Source organism: Nostoc sp. DedVER02, from assembly GCF_034530675.2.
Taxonomy (GTDB): domain Bacteria; phylum Cyanobacteriota; class Cyanobacteriia; order Cyanobacteriales; family Nostocaceae; genus Nostoc.
In genome coordinates this window covers 83,020-100,449 of sequence record NZ_JAVRCP020000014.1, presented here as the reverse complement: position 1 = coordinate 100,449, position 17,430 = coordinate 83,020, and the positions used below count along the sequence as shown (strand labels likewise).

Genomic DNA, 17,430 nt, shown 5'->3' with positions numbered 1-17,430 from the left:
TTTTTCAAACTGGCGATGAATACGAGTGATTTTCATATTTCAAGTTACTTAAATATTGTGCCCATGACCGTGACAGTTGTGTAGAAATACAAAGCAGATTCAATATTGATAAAGGTTATTTGCCTCTTGGTTTTCAACTAGCACACAGTAACATTTGTTATGTACAGTGTCTTCAGGAAAATCCTAGTATTTTAAGTTACAAGTATAATCTATGACTTATAAAAAGACTCGTTAAGTACCTGATTTCACTTGTTTACAGTTCTCTTGTTTACAGTTCTTAATCAGTCCCAACATAGAGATTTTGTTAGGGGCGCACAGATGTATGCTCCTAGTAGGTTTTGCATCCATATAAAAATTGCTATATCTCTTTTATCTCCCGCACGAAGGCTTGTTCCCAAATCGGCAGATCCTCTGGTCGGTCAATATCAGCTAAAGGCGACAAGTTTACGTATGATACATGAAGTTTCTGAGCAATGTCCACGGTTTTATCGAATACTTGAGCAGTTCCCCACTCAATGTTAATGAATAACTCCGGGATAGGTTGGCGCAAACCAATTAAGTAATATCCACCATCGATCGCAGGCCCAAGTACAAGGTCAAAAGTGTGTAATTTTTTAAAGGCTGTCGCTAAAATCTGGGCATTCACTCCAGGACAATCTGTACCGATGATAATTACTTTTTCTGCACCAGATTCAAAAGCATCGAAAAGCGATCGCGCCATCCGCGAACCTAGATCCCCTTCACCTTGAGACTGATAAACCAAATCCAACCCCAGCCAGTCTTGCATCAGTTGCAAATCGCCACCTGTAAATCGCACTTCCACAGATATGGCAATGGCTTTTTGCAATTCTCGAACCTGAAATATTGTATGTTCAGTCATCTCACGTTGAAGATTGGCAGCACCAATATTTCCTAAAGCAGGTATCAATCGGGTTTTTGTCTTACCTGGTTCTGGATAGCGACTAAAAATAATCAGGTGCTGTTTTGAGCTTGCTGGTAAGTTCAGCACAAAATACCTTGCTTGAATTAACTAAAAATATCTTAATAGCAATACTTGTCGCTTTCGTTGGCTCTAGCATTTTCTTTGCCCGTTCGCATAGCCCCCAAAAGCGTAGAAACATACACACAACGTCTAGCTTTCCCAGCATTCAAGCTGTAAAAGGTTATCTGCCCTAATCCAGCGATTGTACACTGATTTCCAATTTCAGAGATAGGACAACCCTGGTAATTAAATAAAACTCGCCATATTTGCTGTGAAGGATGTTTTCGTAAAGTTGTTTCCTTTTTTCCTTTATTGTTTTCTTGTTCATCAATGCGAGTGTTTGACTCAAGGTTGTGCCATAAGCTGTCATTGTTTTTAACAACATTAGGAATGAATTGTTCTGCTTCTGCTTGATGAACTGACCATTGAATTATATCGTTTTGTACGCGAAAGCTAGCTTGCCAAGTCAATTTTTCCTTAGTGGCTTGGCTTTGGGCTTGGCGCATAGCAAAGTAAACTTGGTTTTGTGCAGTGTTGAGGCGGCGAGTCTCCACAAAAGCTAGCCAGTTAGGTATTCCTAGCGCGGCTAATATACTAATTAATAAAATAACTACTAAAGTTTCTAGTAGAGTAAAACCACCACTGGAGTACTTATTAAAAACATTTTTTGTATTAACTATAAACGATAAATAGACCTGCGTATTCATTTTTTATTTTGGTCTTTTTTCAGCTATTTAACTGTTGAGCAATATTTTATTTTCTTGGCTTTTTACTTCGCATTGCTTAGTAACACTGTAGAGTAAGGCTGGTACTATAATAATTATGACGATTTTCAATAACAGTTTGGAGGTGAAATTTATATTTTTAAATCTTGAAGGATCGTTAATAAAATAATTCCATAAAAATCTAGTAGATGCTAAAGCTTTTTGTCGATTCCAGGGCTTCTGCAAGGCTTTACAGACAAGGTATTTGTATAAATTTGCTAGGCTTATATTCCAACTATTCTTAATAGTAGAAGGTTTTTCTTGATAGGCTCTTTTAAGCACTTTCAAGCAGGATTTTTCCTGTCTGACAAGATTGGAAGAAACTGAATTACTACTGATACGATACAATATTTGTACAGATGGCACACAGATAAAATTAAACTTAGAGGCTAATCGTAGCCACATATCCCAATCTTGAGCCGCACTTAGAGACTCGTCAAAGCCACCTAATCTAATTAAAGCTTCCCTACAAATCAAGGGATTGGAACCATTCTCTAAAAAATTATTTAATAACAAATTGTCATAAACATTTCCCTCAACATTAACACGCTTGCCTGAAAGTAGAAATTCACCGTTTGTATCAATATAATCAGTCCAACTATAAGCTACTTTTGCCGTAACGTTTTCTTGCAGAGCCTTTAATTGAGATTGAAGTTTATCACGAGTCCACAAATCGTCTGCATCTAAGAAACTAACAAATTCTCCAACTGCACGGTGTAGACCTCGGTTACGGCTAACGTTTCCGCCAGCATTGGGAAAAGAAAATACTTTTATTCGGGAGTCTAGGATTTGTGTAATAACTTTTAAAGTTGAGTCTTGGGAACCATCATTAATTATAATTAATTCTAAATTACTAAAAGTTTGATTTAGAACAGATTGAATTGTATAGCCAATAGTTTTTTCGCTATTATAAGCAGGTATAATTACAGATATTTTTGGCGAATTGGAGCTAGATTCAATCATTATTAACAGACTAACTAATTTAGTTTTTTAATCCTCTGCCTAAATTACATTTTAAGTAGTAAATAGGACTCATCATACTAGCTAAGTAAAATTCTATCTCAAAAAGAGCAATTAAATTAGTTTTCAATTCCCCCCTATACTGAATAAAGTGTTGTAATACTCGACGTAAATTCCCTAATATAGTTTTCACAAAAACTATTGGTTTTTCCCAATTTTTAGTATTTATCAAGCGTAGCTGGAAAATACACAAGCCACAGCCACGCGCCAGAGTTAGTAGGTAATCTCTTTCTAATCGCCAATATGGTATTTGATGATAAGTATGCATGGTAGGGTTATACCAAATTTGCCAGCCTGCATAATGTATATAAAGCAGTGGTTCATAGTCATCACCCTGCACCAAAATCCCAGGCAATTTCCCACTTAAATTAGGTCGTTGTGGTACATTTTCACACCATACTTGTTTCCTAACAACAAGCGCTGCCCCAGGAGGAAGTCTTAAGTTTTCTGCATCAAATAAATGTGGATTTGATCCATGTTCTCTAATAGCTAAAAAAGCTTGAATTTTTTCAAAATTTTCTGGCGGCTTTACTTCAAAATCTCCATGAATCTGTCCCCCCCAGGCCCCTGCTTGAGGATGCTCTAATCCAAAAGTATATGCTTGTGCTAACCAATCAGCAGCAGGTAAGTTATCATCATCTAAAAACGCTATTAGCTCACCTCTTGCTTCACGCACTGCTCGGAGTCGAGCAAAAGCGGCTCCTTGTTCAGGTTCTAAAAAATATCTTAAACGGCAATTTCCATCATATATTTTTTGGTAGTTCTGAATGATTTCAGGTGTGTTATCAGAACTGTTGTTATCTACAACAATAATTTCCCAGCGAAGTTGTTCTACTCCTGTTTGGCTTAAGAGTTTATCTAAGATTTTCGGTAAGCGAGTTGCTCCATTATATGCAGGAATAGCTACGCTTACATCTAAATTTTCCACTACTAATTCAGGCATAATACTTAATGGGTTATAAATTATTTTTTTAAGTATCCATTTTTCCAAAGATAAAAAGGGCTAATGAAACTACTTAAAAAAAGTTCCATTTCGCAAGCAACTACCAAATCCTGTTTTAGCTTAGTTCGATATTTAAGTAAGTGTAAAATAATTTTACGCAGGTCATTTATCATATAAAACAAAAGTGCTAGCGGTCTATAAAGCTGTTTTATATTTACCATTCTAGTTACATAACGGCTAAATCCAATGCCTCGAAAAAACGGAATTAAATAATCTTTTTGTAAACGGAATTTAGGAATTTTGTGAGAAATTTCCATTTCTGGGTTATACCAAATCTCCCATCCTGATTTTTGGATGTAAGACAACATTTCTAAGTCTTCACTGGTAAGCATATTGCCTTTAATTCTGCCAGTCAAAATAGACTTGTCTGGTACACTTTCTAACCATACTTGTTTACGCACAACAAGTCCCGCACAGGGAGGTAGTAGTTTTTTAGATGCTTCATATAATAAAGGTAAATTACCTCGCTCTGTAATTGCTAAGAATGGGGCAATTCGCTGAAAGTTTTCTGGTGGTTCTACTTCCCAGTCAGGATGAATTTGACTGCCATAAGCTCCCGCCTTGGGATACTTTTCACCAAAAGTATAAGCTGCGGCTACCCAGTTTGATACCGGGTAGTTGTCATCATCTAGAAAACCTATTAATTTACCTTTAGCTTCTGTAACTGCCTTTTTTCGGGCATAAGCTGCACCTTGTTTTGCTTCAAAGCAGTATTTTAAAGGGTAAGGACACTGCCAACTTTCTTGATAGGTTTGAACAACTTTAGCTGTGTTGTCAGTGCTGTTATTGTCTATAACTATAATTTCCCAAGATAAATTTTCTGTGTGAAGTTGATTTTGTAGTCGCTCTAGTAGTTCAGGTAAACGACTTTCACCGTTGTAAGTTGGGATAGCTACAGTAAAATCAAGGGTTTCAGTCATTTGACAAAAGGTATATTTTGATTAGGACACTTTTTATATGTTCAGCCAATGGCTAATTTATCTGCGACTCTTAAATAAATCGATCAAAAATAAAAATTGCACATGATGTCTCAATTTTGCTATCAACGTGCAGTTTTATGTATAGTATTATTGCCTGTTGTTGAACAAATATTGCTACATAAAGTACTTAATTACAATTATTGTCTTTTGCTGTAAGCATTGAGCCTAAAATAGTTTTCACAATGACGCATCGCTTTACGCTACTAGCCGATGTAGGATTTGAAGGGTTTGGTATAGCTACCACTATTTTTAATCCAGGTGGCTCTGTACCTGCTGACACTGTTCCAAAGTTGTTTGGCAGAGTCAAAGCTCCCATATAGTCAAAGGTAATTTTTGCTGATGCACTTAAAGGATAAGATACAGGAGAATTATTAGTAGTATTGGCAATGTTTTCGCCACTAAGATTTCCGCCCAGTAAAAATTTATCAGAATTGGTTCCTACATCTGCCCCTAAAAGTTTCCATGTGTTGATCCCAATATCGGTACGATAAACAGCAACTTCTACATTTTGGGTTGTGCTATTTTTTTGGAAACTGACACTGTAACTAAGTTTTTTGTTTTTAGCTTGGCGCTGTGCTTCTTGCAGTGCAGCTAAAACGGCATCGTTAGCCTTATTCAGCTTCTGTCGATTTGTAAAGGCAACCCAATTAGGAGCTGCGATCGCTGATAAAATTCCGATCATTAGCACCACTACAACCACTTCTATTAAGCTAAAGCCACAATCTGGTTGTGTGTATCCAGAAGCATAGCGCAGCCTGTGAATTAGACATTGCTGTTTACTGGTTTCATTTCTACTGTTTGGGTTAAATAACTTCAAACTTAACTTTTCCATAATGGCTACCATTAAGTAATCCTTTGAACTTCAGCATTTACTTGGTATACAAGTATCCGCGTCCTTGTACTCGTATGCTTGCAGTCGGAAAATAATTTTTTTTGCTATCACTATCATTTTTGATTTTATTTGAATCGGTTTCGATGCGAGCAAGTGCATTGCCTCGTATAAAGACTTGTGCTGTTGTGTTAACTAGATCGACACAGGCATAAAAACTAGTCATTTTATACGTATCAAGAGTACTAAAAGTTGCTGTACTTGGTGGTACTTTTGACCATGTGACAAGAGGTGTAGTAGAATTAGCGGGGCACGTTGTTGCTATTTTGGATGCCATATCTGTTGATACATCTTCAGGTTTGGTTTGATCGATAAAGTCAACAAGGACTGTGGCATCGGCAGTGTAATCTGCTGTAGCTTTTCTCCAAGTATTCATTTTTTGTGTTATTGTCCCTATTCCATCAAGCTTAAATAAAGCAAAACCTGGACTGGGACACTGACCGGTTACATACTTACCACAAGTTTGTGTACTGCTGGGGTCTGCTACACCATCTCTAATTTGCCATCGAGCGATACGAGCGGCTTTAGACCAAGTTGTACTAGTGTCTTTAATTAAATAGTAGGCAACTAATGAGTAAACAAAAGTATCATCTTTTTGAGTACCTGTAATTGTAATTGCTTGATTAACTAATTCTCGTTTCCAAAAAACAAGAACAGGAACTCTATCTGTTGCAGTTGGGCTAGGTAGTTGATTCCCAGTTGTACTTGCATTTGGGCAAGTAGTAGTATCAGCAGTACCAGTTAGGCAACCAATTCCAGTCGCATCATAAATATAGATGGCCTGCTGCAAATCACGCGCAATGTAATCTAGTGCTGCTTGAGTTTCTTGCTCAGAATTTGCCTTAGCTTGTTCTTTTCGGTCGGTGTCCAAAATATTGATCATGAAGCCTAGCAATGGCGTGATGATCAAGAAGGACAGGATCAAGCCTACCAACAATTCAATTAAGGTAAAACCATCAACTTGCTGAATGCTCTTGGAGCGCTTTAGCTGTTTACTGAGCAGAAATTTTAGTGTCCTCATCATAGTGCGGTATTCTCTTTGCTAATAGATGCACAGCGATCAGTTTTTATTGGCAAGTTTGATTTGTTGCGGTACCCAGTCGTTGACATAAAGCCTGAAATGTAGTGGTACTGTTGCCAATATCGGTTGTCATTTCAATTAATGGTGCTTGCCGATCGCCCAATCCACCAGTGAAACTTTTTTGTGTATTCTTAGTGGTATCTGTGCTGGCTTTTAACGTTTTGCTAAAGTCAACATCTCCCCGATAGATCCGAATTCCCATACGGTAGCCATCGTTTACCCCAGTAGTTTGGACAATCCGACCAGCTTGAATATAAAATGAATTACCAGTATTGCTACTACAGTCTGGATTAACAATGCTACCGTTATTAAAGCAATATAAAGTAGCTTTAGTTGATGATGTAGGAGCAGGCATATTTGTACTGGTAATTAAATAGTCTTGTGGTCTGCCTGTTATAGCAGCTACAGCAGCTACAGCTGGTGTACTTCCTGTAGCTGGTATAGCTGGTGTACCTGCTATATCTGAAATACGTCTGGGTGCAGCTGATGTAGGAGCAGCAAGTGTAAGGGCGGCTGTACTTGGGGCTGTAATAGCTCCAGTTCTAATGCCATCAATGAATGTTTTTGCCACTTGGGTTGCCAGTTCCACTCGTCGAGATTGAACGCGTGTAGCTGTTGAGATAACTATTACAGGTGCGATCGCTGTTAGTAAAATAGCAACTATCACTATTGCTACTAGCGACTCAATAATCGTAAAACCAGACTCCCCGGAAGAGGGGATTTGTTGTTTGCGCTTAATCATTGCTAATCACCAACTTCTGAAATTTTCTTAGGGGCAAGTACCACTTTGATCTGCATCAATTGCAGCAGTAGTAAAACTAGTAGGATCGCTAGCATCAGGTTTTTTAGCACACAACAAAGTTTTCACCCAGGTGTCATCTCTACCAACTTCCCGGAAGAACTCATCTGGTAAATCATTTGGTATTGTTACCAATTTTTGGGCAAATAAATCAGGCGATTGAGATAGAAGTGCTACATCGTAACCCCATTGCCGTGTAGGAGCCAGATAAAAGGGAATAGTACCAGTGTTGTTGGCAATTTTATATTGTTCGGATAATACTGCCATTAATGGTGCATCTGCATAAGCACTCCTTTTAATCTGCATGAAAGCACCGCTAATCCTAGCTTTAGTAGCATTACTAGAACTTGACTGTGGGTTCCAGTTTTCTAAGAAGCGCACAAAATTATGTAGACCACCATTATCTTCTGTAGGACGAGCCGGGGTATCTCCAGTTGCAGCAATTAAATTGAACGTAGTTTCTGTAGCTATTTGCAACCAAAAATTGTGTCTTCCTACGTTAATACTGGCGGTATCTGTGCTGCCACTAGTCATACCAAAAGGCAAATCAATTTGCAAAACTGGTTTTTGAACTAGCGTTCCTTGTCCAGACTGACTGCTTAATAATGGTGGATTATCAGGGTTAAATGATTCTGCTCCAGTTGCAGCATCTTGTGTTTTAAACCAGGGAATCGGAAAGGGATTAGAACTACTACCGCTATTGTCTTCTGGATAACCTGGTTTATAAGTACTCCAAGTGTCGTAAGGAAACAACCGTAACTTGGCAGTACCACTCTCTTTGATAAACCCATAAACAACAGGTTTGCCGTTGACCAACACTAAAGTACCATCAGCATTACGTTGAAAAGCAATCCTTGCTGGTAGATTTGTAGTTCCAGTACACTCAGGTGGTGACGCAACTGTACCCGTTTTGATTGAATTTAATGGTTGACCGAGAATGCCATTAGAATTCCCAGCAGTCTTGCTTGAAGTTAATCCACCACAATTACCTCCAGTTGCTATTGCCCAGTTTGTATTGTCACTACAATTAGCAGGATCGGCTGCTATGCAAACTTCTGTTGCAAACTCCCTAGTTCTTGTTACTAGCTGAACAGGTGTGACAAAGTTGTTGAGGTAAGAACTACCCTGATAAGTTTTTGCTTTTGTGATATCTGACTGATCTGAAGGATCAAAGTCAGAGCCTACAAAATCTTTGGGTAAGTAATACTTGGCACTTGTAGTAGCTGTAACGCCAGGATCGCCAATATCATAAAACCATTTTTTAGTAGCATTAAACTGCGAATACCAATCGGTTACATAAGAATTGAATCCTGTTGCGCGGTTCCCCAAGTTATCATTAGAGTCATAGTTTCCTTCATTGCGGAAACCCTCTCTAAAGTTATTAGAAAGTAAGCTAATAGAATCTGCCAACAGAGCAGCAGGTCGCCATTCGTCGCCTGTTGCACAGTTCGGTAGCCTTGGATCACCTGAACGGCACGCAAAATTTACATTGCGTTCTGTTGTGGAACGACTGTAGAAGTCACCCCAATCATCATCTAATAGGTTTGTGAACTCTTCTTGTTTGCCAGTAGAGTTTTTATGAAGATTAAAGTCGCCTCTAACGTACATTGGCAAATTGCTAGCTAAAATTAAGCCTTTTTCTGCATCTCTATAGGTCTGTGTGCGCCAGAGTTTAGAGCCGTTGATTAGCATAATGCCATTAGGACGGCGAGTTGGGTCAACCTTATAGTCCACAACACTTTCTGCTTTCTGATTTTCTTGTTTTTGTACATCTGTGCCAGTTGTCGGTTTCGGCGCACTTAAATCTGGCAGGGCATCATCACGAGTTGCGTAAACAATACCGCTATTGGGTATTAGGTATTCTTGCGGTGCTGAAGCTGTTCCTGTACCAATCTGTTGTTGTCGTAGCCGATCAATATCTAACACAGTGACGCGAACTTCTAAAGGTTGTCTGTCTTTTGTAGGAAGATCGTAATTTGTCCCTGGGCTTGCACCATTATCAGCATTGGTGAAAGTTTCTAAAATACCTGTGGTTGCTGAATTATCTGTTTGAATTGCCTTAATCTGCCTTGCATCTAGCAAGGTAGCTTCCATAATTGCACCATCAGGAATAAGAGTAGTACTACGTGTAATAGTACCGTCTAGAATTTGTAAGGCACAAATTGCAGCATCAATAGTTGACTGCTCAGAAAGAGTACGATTTGCTGCTGTTTTTGCTAAAGCTGTTTTGAGTAGTAGATCGTCTATTGAACGTCCATTTTCATATATTAAGTCTGCTTGATAATTCAGTACATTCTGATAATCAGAAACAGATTTAGTTGGTGGGCCATAGACGATACCGTTGTTGGAATTTCCTGTAATAGTACCAGACCTGTCACTGCTAGGAAATTGAGAGGGGGGAGATACATCAGCTAGACCCGTTTTGTTCCTAGATTTATCTTTGTCAGTAGGATCGTAGTAGCTACTAACGCAAGCTATTGGTGTGGGATTACTCGCACTGTAGCTAGCACCCTTGTAGTGATAAACTGCCGTAGCCCGCATCCGTAAATAAGGCTTGTATATTTTATCTAAGTCTGTTGCTATCTGGGGCACAGGGAAACTTGAACTATCAGGTTGACTTGTGATACTTGCTAGTGTTGCATTGCTAGAAGCGACTGGCATCATATCAGACCAAATCTTGACAGTGGCAGCTTTAGCAATGAGAAAGTTCAAGTCAATTACCATAGTAATTGCAATGTTAAGAGCATTCTTAACTACATTGCCAGAAGCATCTATAACGCTAATAATTGAAGGAAGTCCCGTAGTAGTGTAACCACGAGGCAGATAAATGCCAGCACCTGTGACAACTCGCAAGCCACCTACAGGATCTTGAGCGCTAGTGGGTACTTGAGCAGCTGCTTGTTCCCAGTCTTGATTGCGATCTATAGAACCCAAATTAGCTAGAGTCTCTACACCAGTACTGCGGGTGCGAGTTCCATCTCCTGAATCCCAGATAATATTTTGGATATTTTGGGTGTCTTGGGGATTTGGGCCAACAAACTTGCTGTTAGTGGTATCCCACCAAATTTCAGGTAGATTGTTACCAACTAAAGCCCTATCACCTAAATATTGCTCTTTTCCTTGCAACTCTTTGGCTAGTTTAGTAGGTTCAGTTGCACCAGGTATAAGCTTAGTACTACCATTTGCATTTAGTGTCAATTTCGCATAATTGGTAGCAGTTTTACCATCTGTGGGGTCTGTGGGATAGATCCAAGCATCTATTGCACGTAGCTCATCACCACTGCCTTGTAATGGAGTAGTTGTAGCATAAGTACCTAAAGCATCACCACCAAAAGCCACTTCAGAATAAGGTATGCGGCGAGTGCGCTTTTTAAAGTAAGTCTCTAACTGTTGCCTGCGAATTCGTGCATCTTCGTCGGTAGTATAACTTGCTAAACCTTGCTGAGTCTTTTCAGCAGTAATTCCGTCTTTTACTTCTTGTGGATCAGTTGTTGCAAGGTTGCTCATTTGAGCATTAACTAAGCGATTAATACGCTGCACATAAGCTAGACTGTTATAGGCTATATCTTTTGGTACTGCGGTTACTGATTTTGCAAATGAGACTTCAGTCGGATCTGTGGTGTTGCCTTGGTATAAATGTACTTTAGTGGCACTGCTGGCATCATCTGTAGCAACGAATCTACCAGCCCCTAAATTTCCACCAGCCACAATTTTGGCATTGTCAGCTTCGTAAAAACAGGATGCTTTACTACTAACTTGATATACTGTGACACTTCCTCCTCCAGTCAGGAGGTTACTGTTAGTAAAAATGCGTCCATTCAATCTTAATGTGGGGCCTGGAGTAATTTCTATATCATCTTCATAAACAACAGCGTTATTTACTAGTGGTAGTTGAATACGTTCTTGCTGATACTCAATAGCAGAAAATCCTTTATTGCCTTTTTTCTGCTCATAACTTCCTGTTTGTTGACTGGTAATCGGAACAGTTGCTGTGTAAACAAAAAAGGCTTTTTTCAATTTATTGCCCAATTTAAACCAGCCAGTATTACCTACCAAAGTGGCACTCGTACCTAAAGTATCTCCACAATCTCCATTTATGGTACCAGCAGTCATAGGTAGAGTTCTTGCCTCTAGTGAATTTCTGGCACGGGTGTATGCACCATTAGTAATAGGAGGATTTTTAAAGTAAATGCCATAAAGGGTGTAGCTATCAAATTTGCCGTTATTGTCGGTATCAACGGGGTACATCCATGCTGTTTTGAGTTCGTTTGAACCTTGAGTTAGCTTCAGTTGAGTTTCATCACCGAATGTATATTCTTTTACATTGCTTGTTAAAGTAGAGTACAAAGCATCATCTGTAGGTGTAGCTCGTGGTAGTCGTCCGTCTTGAAATAGCTTATTTAATTTAGCTCTAGCACGATCGATACCTGGGGTAGCAGCGTTAAGTACAGCCTCATTTACTCGAACATTATTAGCATTTTTTGAACGTTCAAAAGAGCGAAACAAAATTGCAGTTGTTAACAACACAACGACTAAAGTTACCATTGCCACTGTTGGTAAAATAAAGCCAGCATTCGCCGAGTTGTGTCTTCTTCGATTGCCAAAAAAAGTTCGTAGTAGCCAAATAATTTGCTTGTTAATTGCAGATAAAAACTTTTTGCCAATTTGCCTGAAGGTTTTTTGAATTGACTTGCCTAGCTGACGTTTTTGAGACATAGCTGCTTACCTGTAAAATGGTTTTTAGACATTTTCTAATATGCCTATAAAGTATTTATTTTTATAAGCATAAGCTGAGGCTATATTTATTTAATTACTGCATTGTGTTTGACTAAGTTTTAAATAAAGTAGCTACAACAGAATACAATTTAGTAAAGTTATATCATTTATGAGTTGTTCATCTTATCCGGTAAATACTGATTTTTTTAGAATTATTTAATTTAAGTCAAGCGAGCATTAAGAACATAACTTCACGGTGAATTTGCGGAAATATATTTTATCTAAAGGCAAATTTATGAAGATGTTATTAAGGGAGCAAGCTTATAATACCCAACTGTTAAATAAAAGATATCAGTTGGGTACAAAATAATCAGATATAGTGGTTTTCACTTTGATCAATGCTGTCAAAACCTATCGCCATGTTTGCTAATGCAAATACTCGCTTTTCCTTAATCTACGGTGTATACACAAGTCTTTGGTGACGCAATTTAAGATTTATCGCATAGCCTCTGAGATACCTCACCCTGGTTTTGCGATGCAAAACCTGTCCCTCTCCTTACTAAGGAGAGGGATTGAAGATAGTATAGGGTGAGGTTTTAAGGATTTTTGGGAATTGGATAACTTGTGTGTATATGGTAGCTTGATTAAGGAGAGGGGCCGGGGATCGGGTTCAACTACTATGCTTTTAAATTTCGTATATTTTGAGCAATACTTTCAAGTACGCCAGGCAAATTAGCATATACATGATTATTCGTAAATCTAAGAAACTTAATTCCTGCTGATTCAATAAATTCTTGTCTTGCTTTATCCTATTCAGCAGAACCTTCTTGGAAATGGCTTTCGCCATCAATTTCTCTAGCTATCTTGAATTCAGAAATATAAAAATCTATAACAAACTTATCTACACTCTATTGTCTGTGAAATTGGCAGTTTTCAAGCTGCCTATCTCTTATTTTATCCCAAATAAGCTTCTCGGCTTTTGTTATATTTTGGCGTAATTGTCGCCTTTTTTCTATCTCACTATTTTTGTTATAAAGTTTAGTCATTTCTATTTCTAATTCCATTCCCCTCTCCTTTATAAGGAGAGGGTTAGGGTGAGGTCAAGTGATAACTGTAAATGTTTATTCAACCTTGCATTGCCCACAATATAATAACCGCTCTTTGGATACCATTTTTCTGATTAGGGCTACGGTATACACACAAGTCTTTTGTGAGGCCATTTACGGTTAAGTCTCATAGTCCCTGAGATACCTCATCCTGGTTTTGCGATGCAAAACCTGTCCCTCTCCTTACTAAGGAGAGGGGTTAGAGATAAGACAGGGTGAGGTTTTGAGGACTTTTGGGAATTGGATAACTTGTGTGTACATCGTAGCTGATTAAGGAGAGGAGAAATAAACTAAGCGCTAAAGTATTTGGCTACTGGGTGGTAAGTAATAATTGCAGTGGTAGATTGTTCTGGATAAAGTTGTTCACTTTCATCCATATATAAGTTAATCCTGTCAGTCTGCAATAACTCCAGTTGCTTGTATTGGTCTTGAATATTTGGACAAGCTGGATACCCAAAGCTATACCGTGAGCCACGATAGCGTTGTGCTAATATATCCCGAATATTGTCGGGTTCCTCAGCAGTAAAACCTAACTCTCGGCGGATTCTGGCGTGTGTCCACTCAGCTACAGCTTCCGCTACTTGCACTGCCATACCGTGGAAATACAGATAATCGGTGTATTGATTGGCAGCAAACAGCTTTTGGGCAAACTCTGTGGCAATTTCCCCTACAGTCACCGCTTGCATGGGGAATACATCAATAATTCCCGATTCCTTTGGTGCAAAGAAATCTGCTATGCATAGCCGCCTTAAAGACTTCTGTCTGGGAAACTCGAAAGTTGCAATCTGTTGTGATTGGTTCTCTGAGTCATATATATGTAGAGAATTCCCCTCGGCTTGACAAGGGAAATACCCGTAAATCACTTGGGGATGCAACAGATTCTCTTCAATAATTCGCTGTTTCCAAGTTTCTAAAATTGGGTAGACTTTCTCCGCTAAGAAAGCCTGATATTCTTCCTTAGATTGTTCCTTTGGTTTGCGGAATTGCCACTGTCCGGCAACTAAAGCTTGTAAATCCAAGTGCCAAAATATTTCCTCTATGGGAATATCACTAGGCTGCAATAACTTCGTTCCCCAGAAAGGCGGTGTCGGGCGTTCAATATCTATCGCTACTGCTTCGGAACGCCGCGTATCCACTTCTTTTGGTTCAGCAGATGTTTCTTCAGCAGTTGTAACTTTTGGTTCTTTGTGACCATTCGTTGAAACTTCAACAGTTTCGACTTGATTCAAAAATCCTTGCAAATCTTCCCAGTTTCCAGCAGCTTTTGCTGGCATTAATTTATCCATGAAGTGCAAGTCAGAAAAGGCATCTTTGCCATAAACGACTTTACCTTTGTAGGTATTTTGGCAATCTTCATACACAAATTTGGGAGTCAGCGCTGCACCACCTAAAATTACGGGGACACTAATTCCCTTTTCGTTGAATACCTCCAAGTTTTCTTTCATGAAGGCGGTGGATTTTACCAGCAAACCACTCATGGCAATACAATCAGGTTTGTGCTGTTCGTAAGCGTTGATGATGTTTTCTACTGGTTGTTTAATTCCCAGGTTAATCACCTTGTAGCCGTTGTTGGACAAAATGATATCCACCAAGTTTTTACCAATGTCGTGGACATCGCCTTTGACTGTGGCAATGATAAAGGTTCCTTTGGCGTTGTTGCCTGATTCTGATTTTTCCATAAACGGTTCTAGAAACGCTACCGCCGCTTTCATGGTTTCCGCAGATTGCAAAACGAAAGGTAATTGCATTTGTCCAGAACCGAATAATTCCCCAACAACTTTCATGCCATCTAGCAGGAAGGTGTTGATAATTTCTAAGGGGGGATATTCTTCTAAGGCTTTTTTCAGATGTTCTTCTAAGCCAATGCGTTCGCCGTCGATGATGTGGCGTTTGAGACGTTCTGGGATAGGAAGACTTTCATCTAAGGAGCGATCGCGCTTAGTTGTCACCCCGGCAAAGGCTGTGGTAAGCTCTCCCAAGGGATCGTAAACGCAAACATCACCCTCAAATTTCCGCTGATCATAAATCAACTGGCGACAGATTTCTTGATGACGGGTGTCAATCTTCGATAACGGTAAAATTTTGTTAGCACTGACAATGGCTGCATCCATTCCCGCCGTTGTCGCTTCGTGCAAAAACACCGAGTTCAGCACCATCCGCGCTGCTGGAGTTAAACCAAAGGAAATATTGGAAACACCCAAAATTACATGACATCCAGGCAATTCTTCACGAATCCGCCGAATCGCTTCAATAGTCGCTTTACCGTTTTCTCGGTCTTCTTCAATCCCAGTGGAAATAGGTAACGCTAGGGTATCAAAGAATATTTCTGTGGATGGTATACCGTATTCTACAGCTTGGCGGTATGCGCGTTGGGCGATCGCAAACTTTTTGTCTGCTGTCCGCGCCATCCCATCTTCATCGATAGTACCAATGACTACACCTGCACCGTATTTTTTCGCTAAATCCAGCACCTTCAAAAAGCGCGGTTCTCCATCTTCGTAGTTGGTGGAATTCAGCAAACACTTACCACCGGCAACCTTTAAACCCGCCTCCATCTTTTCCCATTCGGTGGAGTCAAGCATTAACGGCAATGTCACATTATTAACAATGCGCGAAACTAATTCGTGCATATCCCGCACGCCGTCACGTCCCACATAATCGACGTTGACATCAAGGATGTGTGCGCCTTCTTTGACTTGCGCCCTCGCCATTGAAACGAGTCCATCCCAATCTTCGGCATTTAGCAAATCGCGGCACTTTTTGGAACCACTGGCGTTGAGACGTTCGCCAACAATCAAGAAGGAATTATCTTGATCGTAAGGCTGAGTGGTGTAAATTGATGCTGCTGCGGGTTCTAAGCTAGGTTGTCTAACTTTTGGCTTCAGACCTTTAGCGACTTCTGCCAATTGTTGAATGTGTTCTGGACGCGTCCCACAGCAACCCCCGATCACTTGGACACCCAAATCTTCAACAAAATGCATCAGCGACATCCGTAATTCCAACGGTGTCAGTCGGTAGTGCGCTTGACCGCCGACGTTCTCAGGTAAACCCGCGTTAGGAATACAGGAAACGATGAAAGGTGAATGTTCTGACAGATACTTGATATGTGGTTTCATCAAGTCTGGGCCTGTGGCACAGTTTAAACCGAGAATATCTATTGGGTAAGGTTCCAAAATTGTCAGCACAGCGCTGATTTCGGAACCAACCAACATTGTGCCCATGCTTTCCATTGTCACAGACACCATCAACGGTCTGCGATCGCCTTTTTTGGCAAACACTTCTTCAATGGCATTCAGCGCCGCTTTAATTTGCAGCACATCTTGGCAGGTTTCCACCAAAAATAAATCGACACCACCATCCCACAGCGCCTCTGCTTGTTCGGCAAAAGTCGCTTTCATGGTGTCAAAGTCAATATGTCCCAAGGTGGGGAGTTTGGTTGTGGGGCCGATGGAACCTGCCACAAACCGGGGTTTTTCTGGCGTGGAAAATTCCGCAGCCACACGCTTCGCTAATTCTGCGGCTGTCTTGCTGAGGTAATAAGCTTGGTCTGCTAAGTCATATTCTGCCAGCACCAGGGACGTACTACCAAAGGTATCGGTTTCAATCACATCTGCACCAGCAGCGAGAAAGTCACGGTGAACCTTAGCGACAGCTTCTGGTTTCGTGTGGACTAAGTATTCGTTACAACCTTCATACTGTGGGCCGCCGAAGTCTTCAGCAGTCAGGTTTTGAGTTTGTAAGTTTGTTCCCATCGCCCCGTCGAAGACGAGGACTGGGCTATCTGGACTACGCAAGCGTTCAAGGAAAGAATGAGTCATATTTTCCTAGAATAAATGAGGGTATCAAGTGAGTCTTGTGATACTCGACTTACTTTATTATTTTCCAAAATTTTGGGAGTTTCGGCAGTATGTAATGAAAAAATTTTGATGCCGTACTGAAATTACTTACGTGTCTATAATATCACTGTATAGTGAGCTAGTTCGTATAGAGGTTGTTTTATAGAAAGAAGGAAAATTTTGAGTTTGTCTGTGTTAATAGTCTGTCAAGTTTAAATTGATGGGTAAGAAAGTTCGTAGTAAGGACTTCAGTC

10 protein-coding genes and 1 pseudogene are annotated in these 17,430 nt (G+C 39.9%); all 11 read right to left on the bottom strand.

Annotated features, from left to right (window positions below; all coding sequences use genetic code 11):
* Positions 1 to 358 precede the first annotated feature (358 nt).
* The 11 genes and pseudogenes from RMZ41_RS16070 to metH all read right to left on the bottom strand — a co-directional run bounded on the left by RMZ41_RS16070 (position 359) and on the right by metH (position 17,158).
* Positions 359 to 1,009 carry a TIGR04282 family arsenosugar biosynthesis glycosyltransferase gene (locus RMZ41_RS16070; protein ID WP_322640856.1) on the bottom strand — a complete coding sequence of 217 codons (651 nt, stop codon included), beginning with the start codon at positions 1,007 to 1,009 and terminating at the stop codon, positions 359 to 361.
* Between the two features lie 32 nt (positions 1,010 to 1,041).
* A complete protein-coding gene (locus RMZ41_RS16065; protein WP_322640855.1) occupies positions 1,042 to 1,689 on the bottom strand; it encodes a type II secretion system protein in 648 nt (215 codons plus the stop codon).
* 27 nt (positions 1,690 to 1,716) lie between these two features.
* Positions 1,717 to 2,709 carry a glycosyltransferase gene (locus RMZ41_RS16060; RefSeq protein WP_322640854.1) on the bottom strand — a complete coding sequence of 331 codons (993 nt, stop codon included), beginning with the start codon at positions 2,707 to 2,709 and terminating at the stop codon, positions 1,717 to 1,719.
* Positions 2,710 to 2,728: 19 nt separating this feature from the next.
* Positions 2,729 to 3,757 (bottom strand): hormogonium polysaccharide biosynthesis glycosyltransferase HpsE, encoded by a 1,029-nt coding sequence (hpsE, locus tag RMZ41_RS16055; RefSeq protein ID WP_322640853.1) that lies wholly within the window; start codon positions 3,755 to 3,757, stop codon positions 2,729 to 2,731.
* Positions 3,730 to 4,689, bottom strand: a complete 960-nt coding sequence (hpsE, locus tag RMZ41_RS16050; RefSeq protein ID WP_322640852.1) for a hormogonium polysaccharide biosynthesis glycosyltransferase HpsE — start codon at positions 4,687 to 4,689, stop codon at positions 3,730 to 3,732. The genes hpsE (RMZ41_RS16055) and hpsE (RMZ41_RS16050) overlap by 28 nt, the downstream gene beginning before the upstream one ends.
* A 187-nt stretch (positions 4,690 to 4,876) precedes the next feature.
* Complete coding sequence (locus RMZ41_RS16045; RefSeq protein WP_322640851.1) at positions 4,877 to 5,593, bottom strand: type II secretion system protein; 717 nt, start codon at positions 5,591 to 5,593, stop codon at positions 4,877 to 4,879.
* Between the two features lie 25 nt (positions 5,594 to 5,618).
* A complete protein-coding gene (gene hpsC / locus RMZ41_RS16040) occupies positions 5,619 to 6,659 on the bottom strand; it encodes a hormogonium polysaccharide secretion pseudopilin HpsC (RefSeq protein ID WP_322640920.1) in 1,041 nt (346 codons plus the stop codon).
* Positions 6,660 to 6,705: 46 nt separating this feature from the next.
* On the bottom strand, positions 6,706 to 7,461 hold the full coding sequence (gene hpsB / locus RMZ41_RS16035; protein WP_322640850.1) for a hormogonium polysaccharide secretion pseudopilin HpsB: 756 nt from the start codon (positions 7,459 to 7,461) through the stop codon (positions 6,706 to 6,708).
* Between the two features lie 27 nt (positions 7,462 to 7,488).
* Positions 7,489 to 12,234, bottom strand: coding sequence for a hormogonium polysaccharide biosynthesis protein HpsA (gene hpsA / locus RMZ41_RS16030; RefSeq protein WP_322640849.1), 4,746 nt, complete (start codon positions 12,232 to 12,234; stop codon positions 7,489 to 7,491).
* 677 nt (positions 12,235 to 12,911) lie between these two features.
* Positions 12,912 to 13,280: pseudogene (locus RMZ41_RS16025) on the bottom strand (endonuclease domain-containing protein).
* A gap of 350 nt (positions 13,281 to 13,630) precedes the next feature.
* Complete coding sequence (metH, locus tag RMZ41_RS16020; RefSeq protein ID WP_322640848.1) at positions 13,631 to 17,158, bottom strand: methionine synthase; 3,528 nt, start codon at positions 17,156 to 17,158, stop codon at positions 13,631 to 13,633.
* Positions 17,159 to 17,430 lie beyond the last annotated feature (272 nt).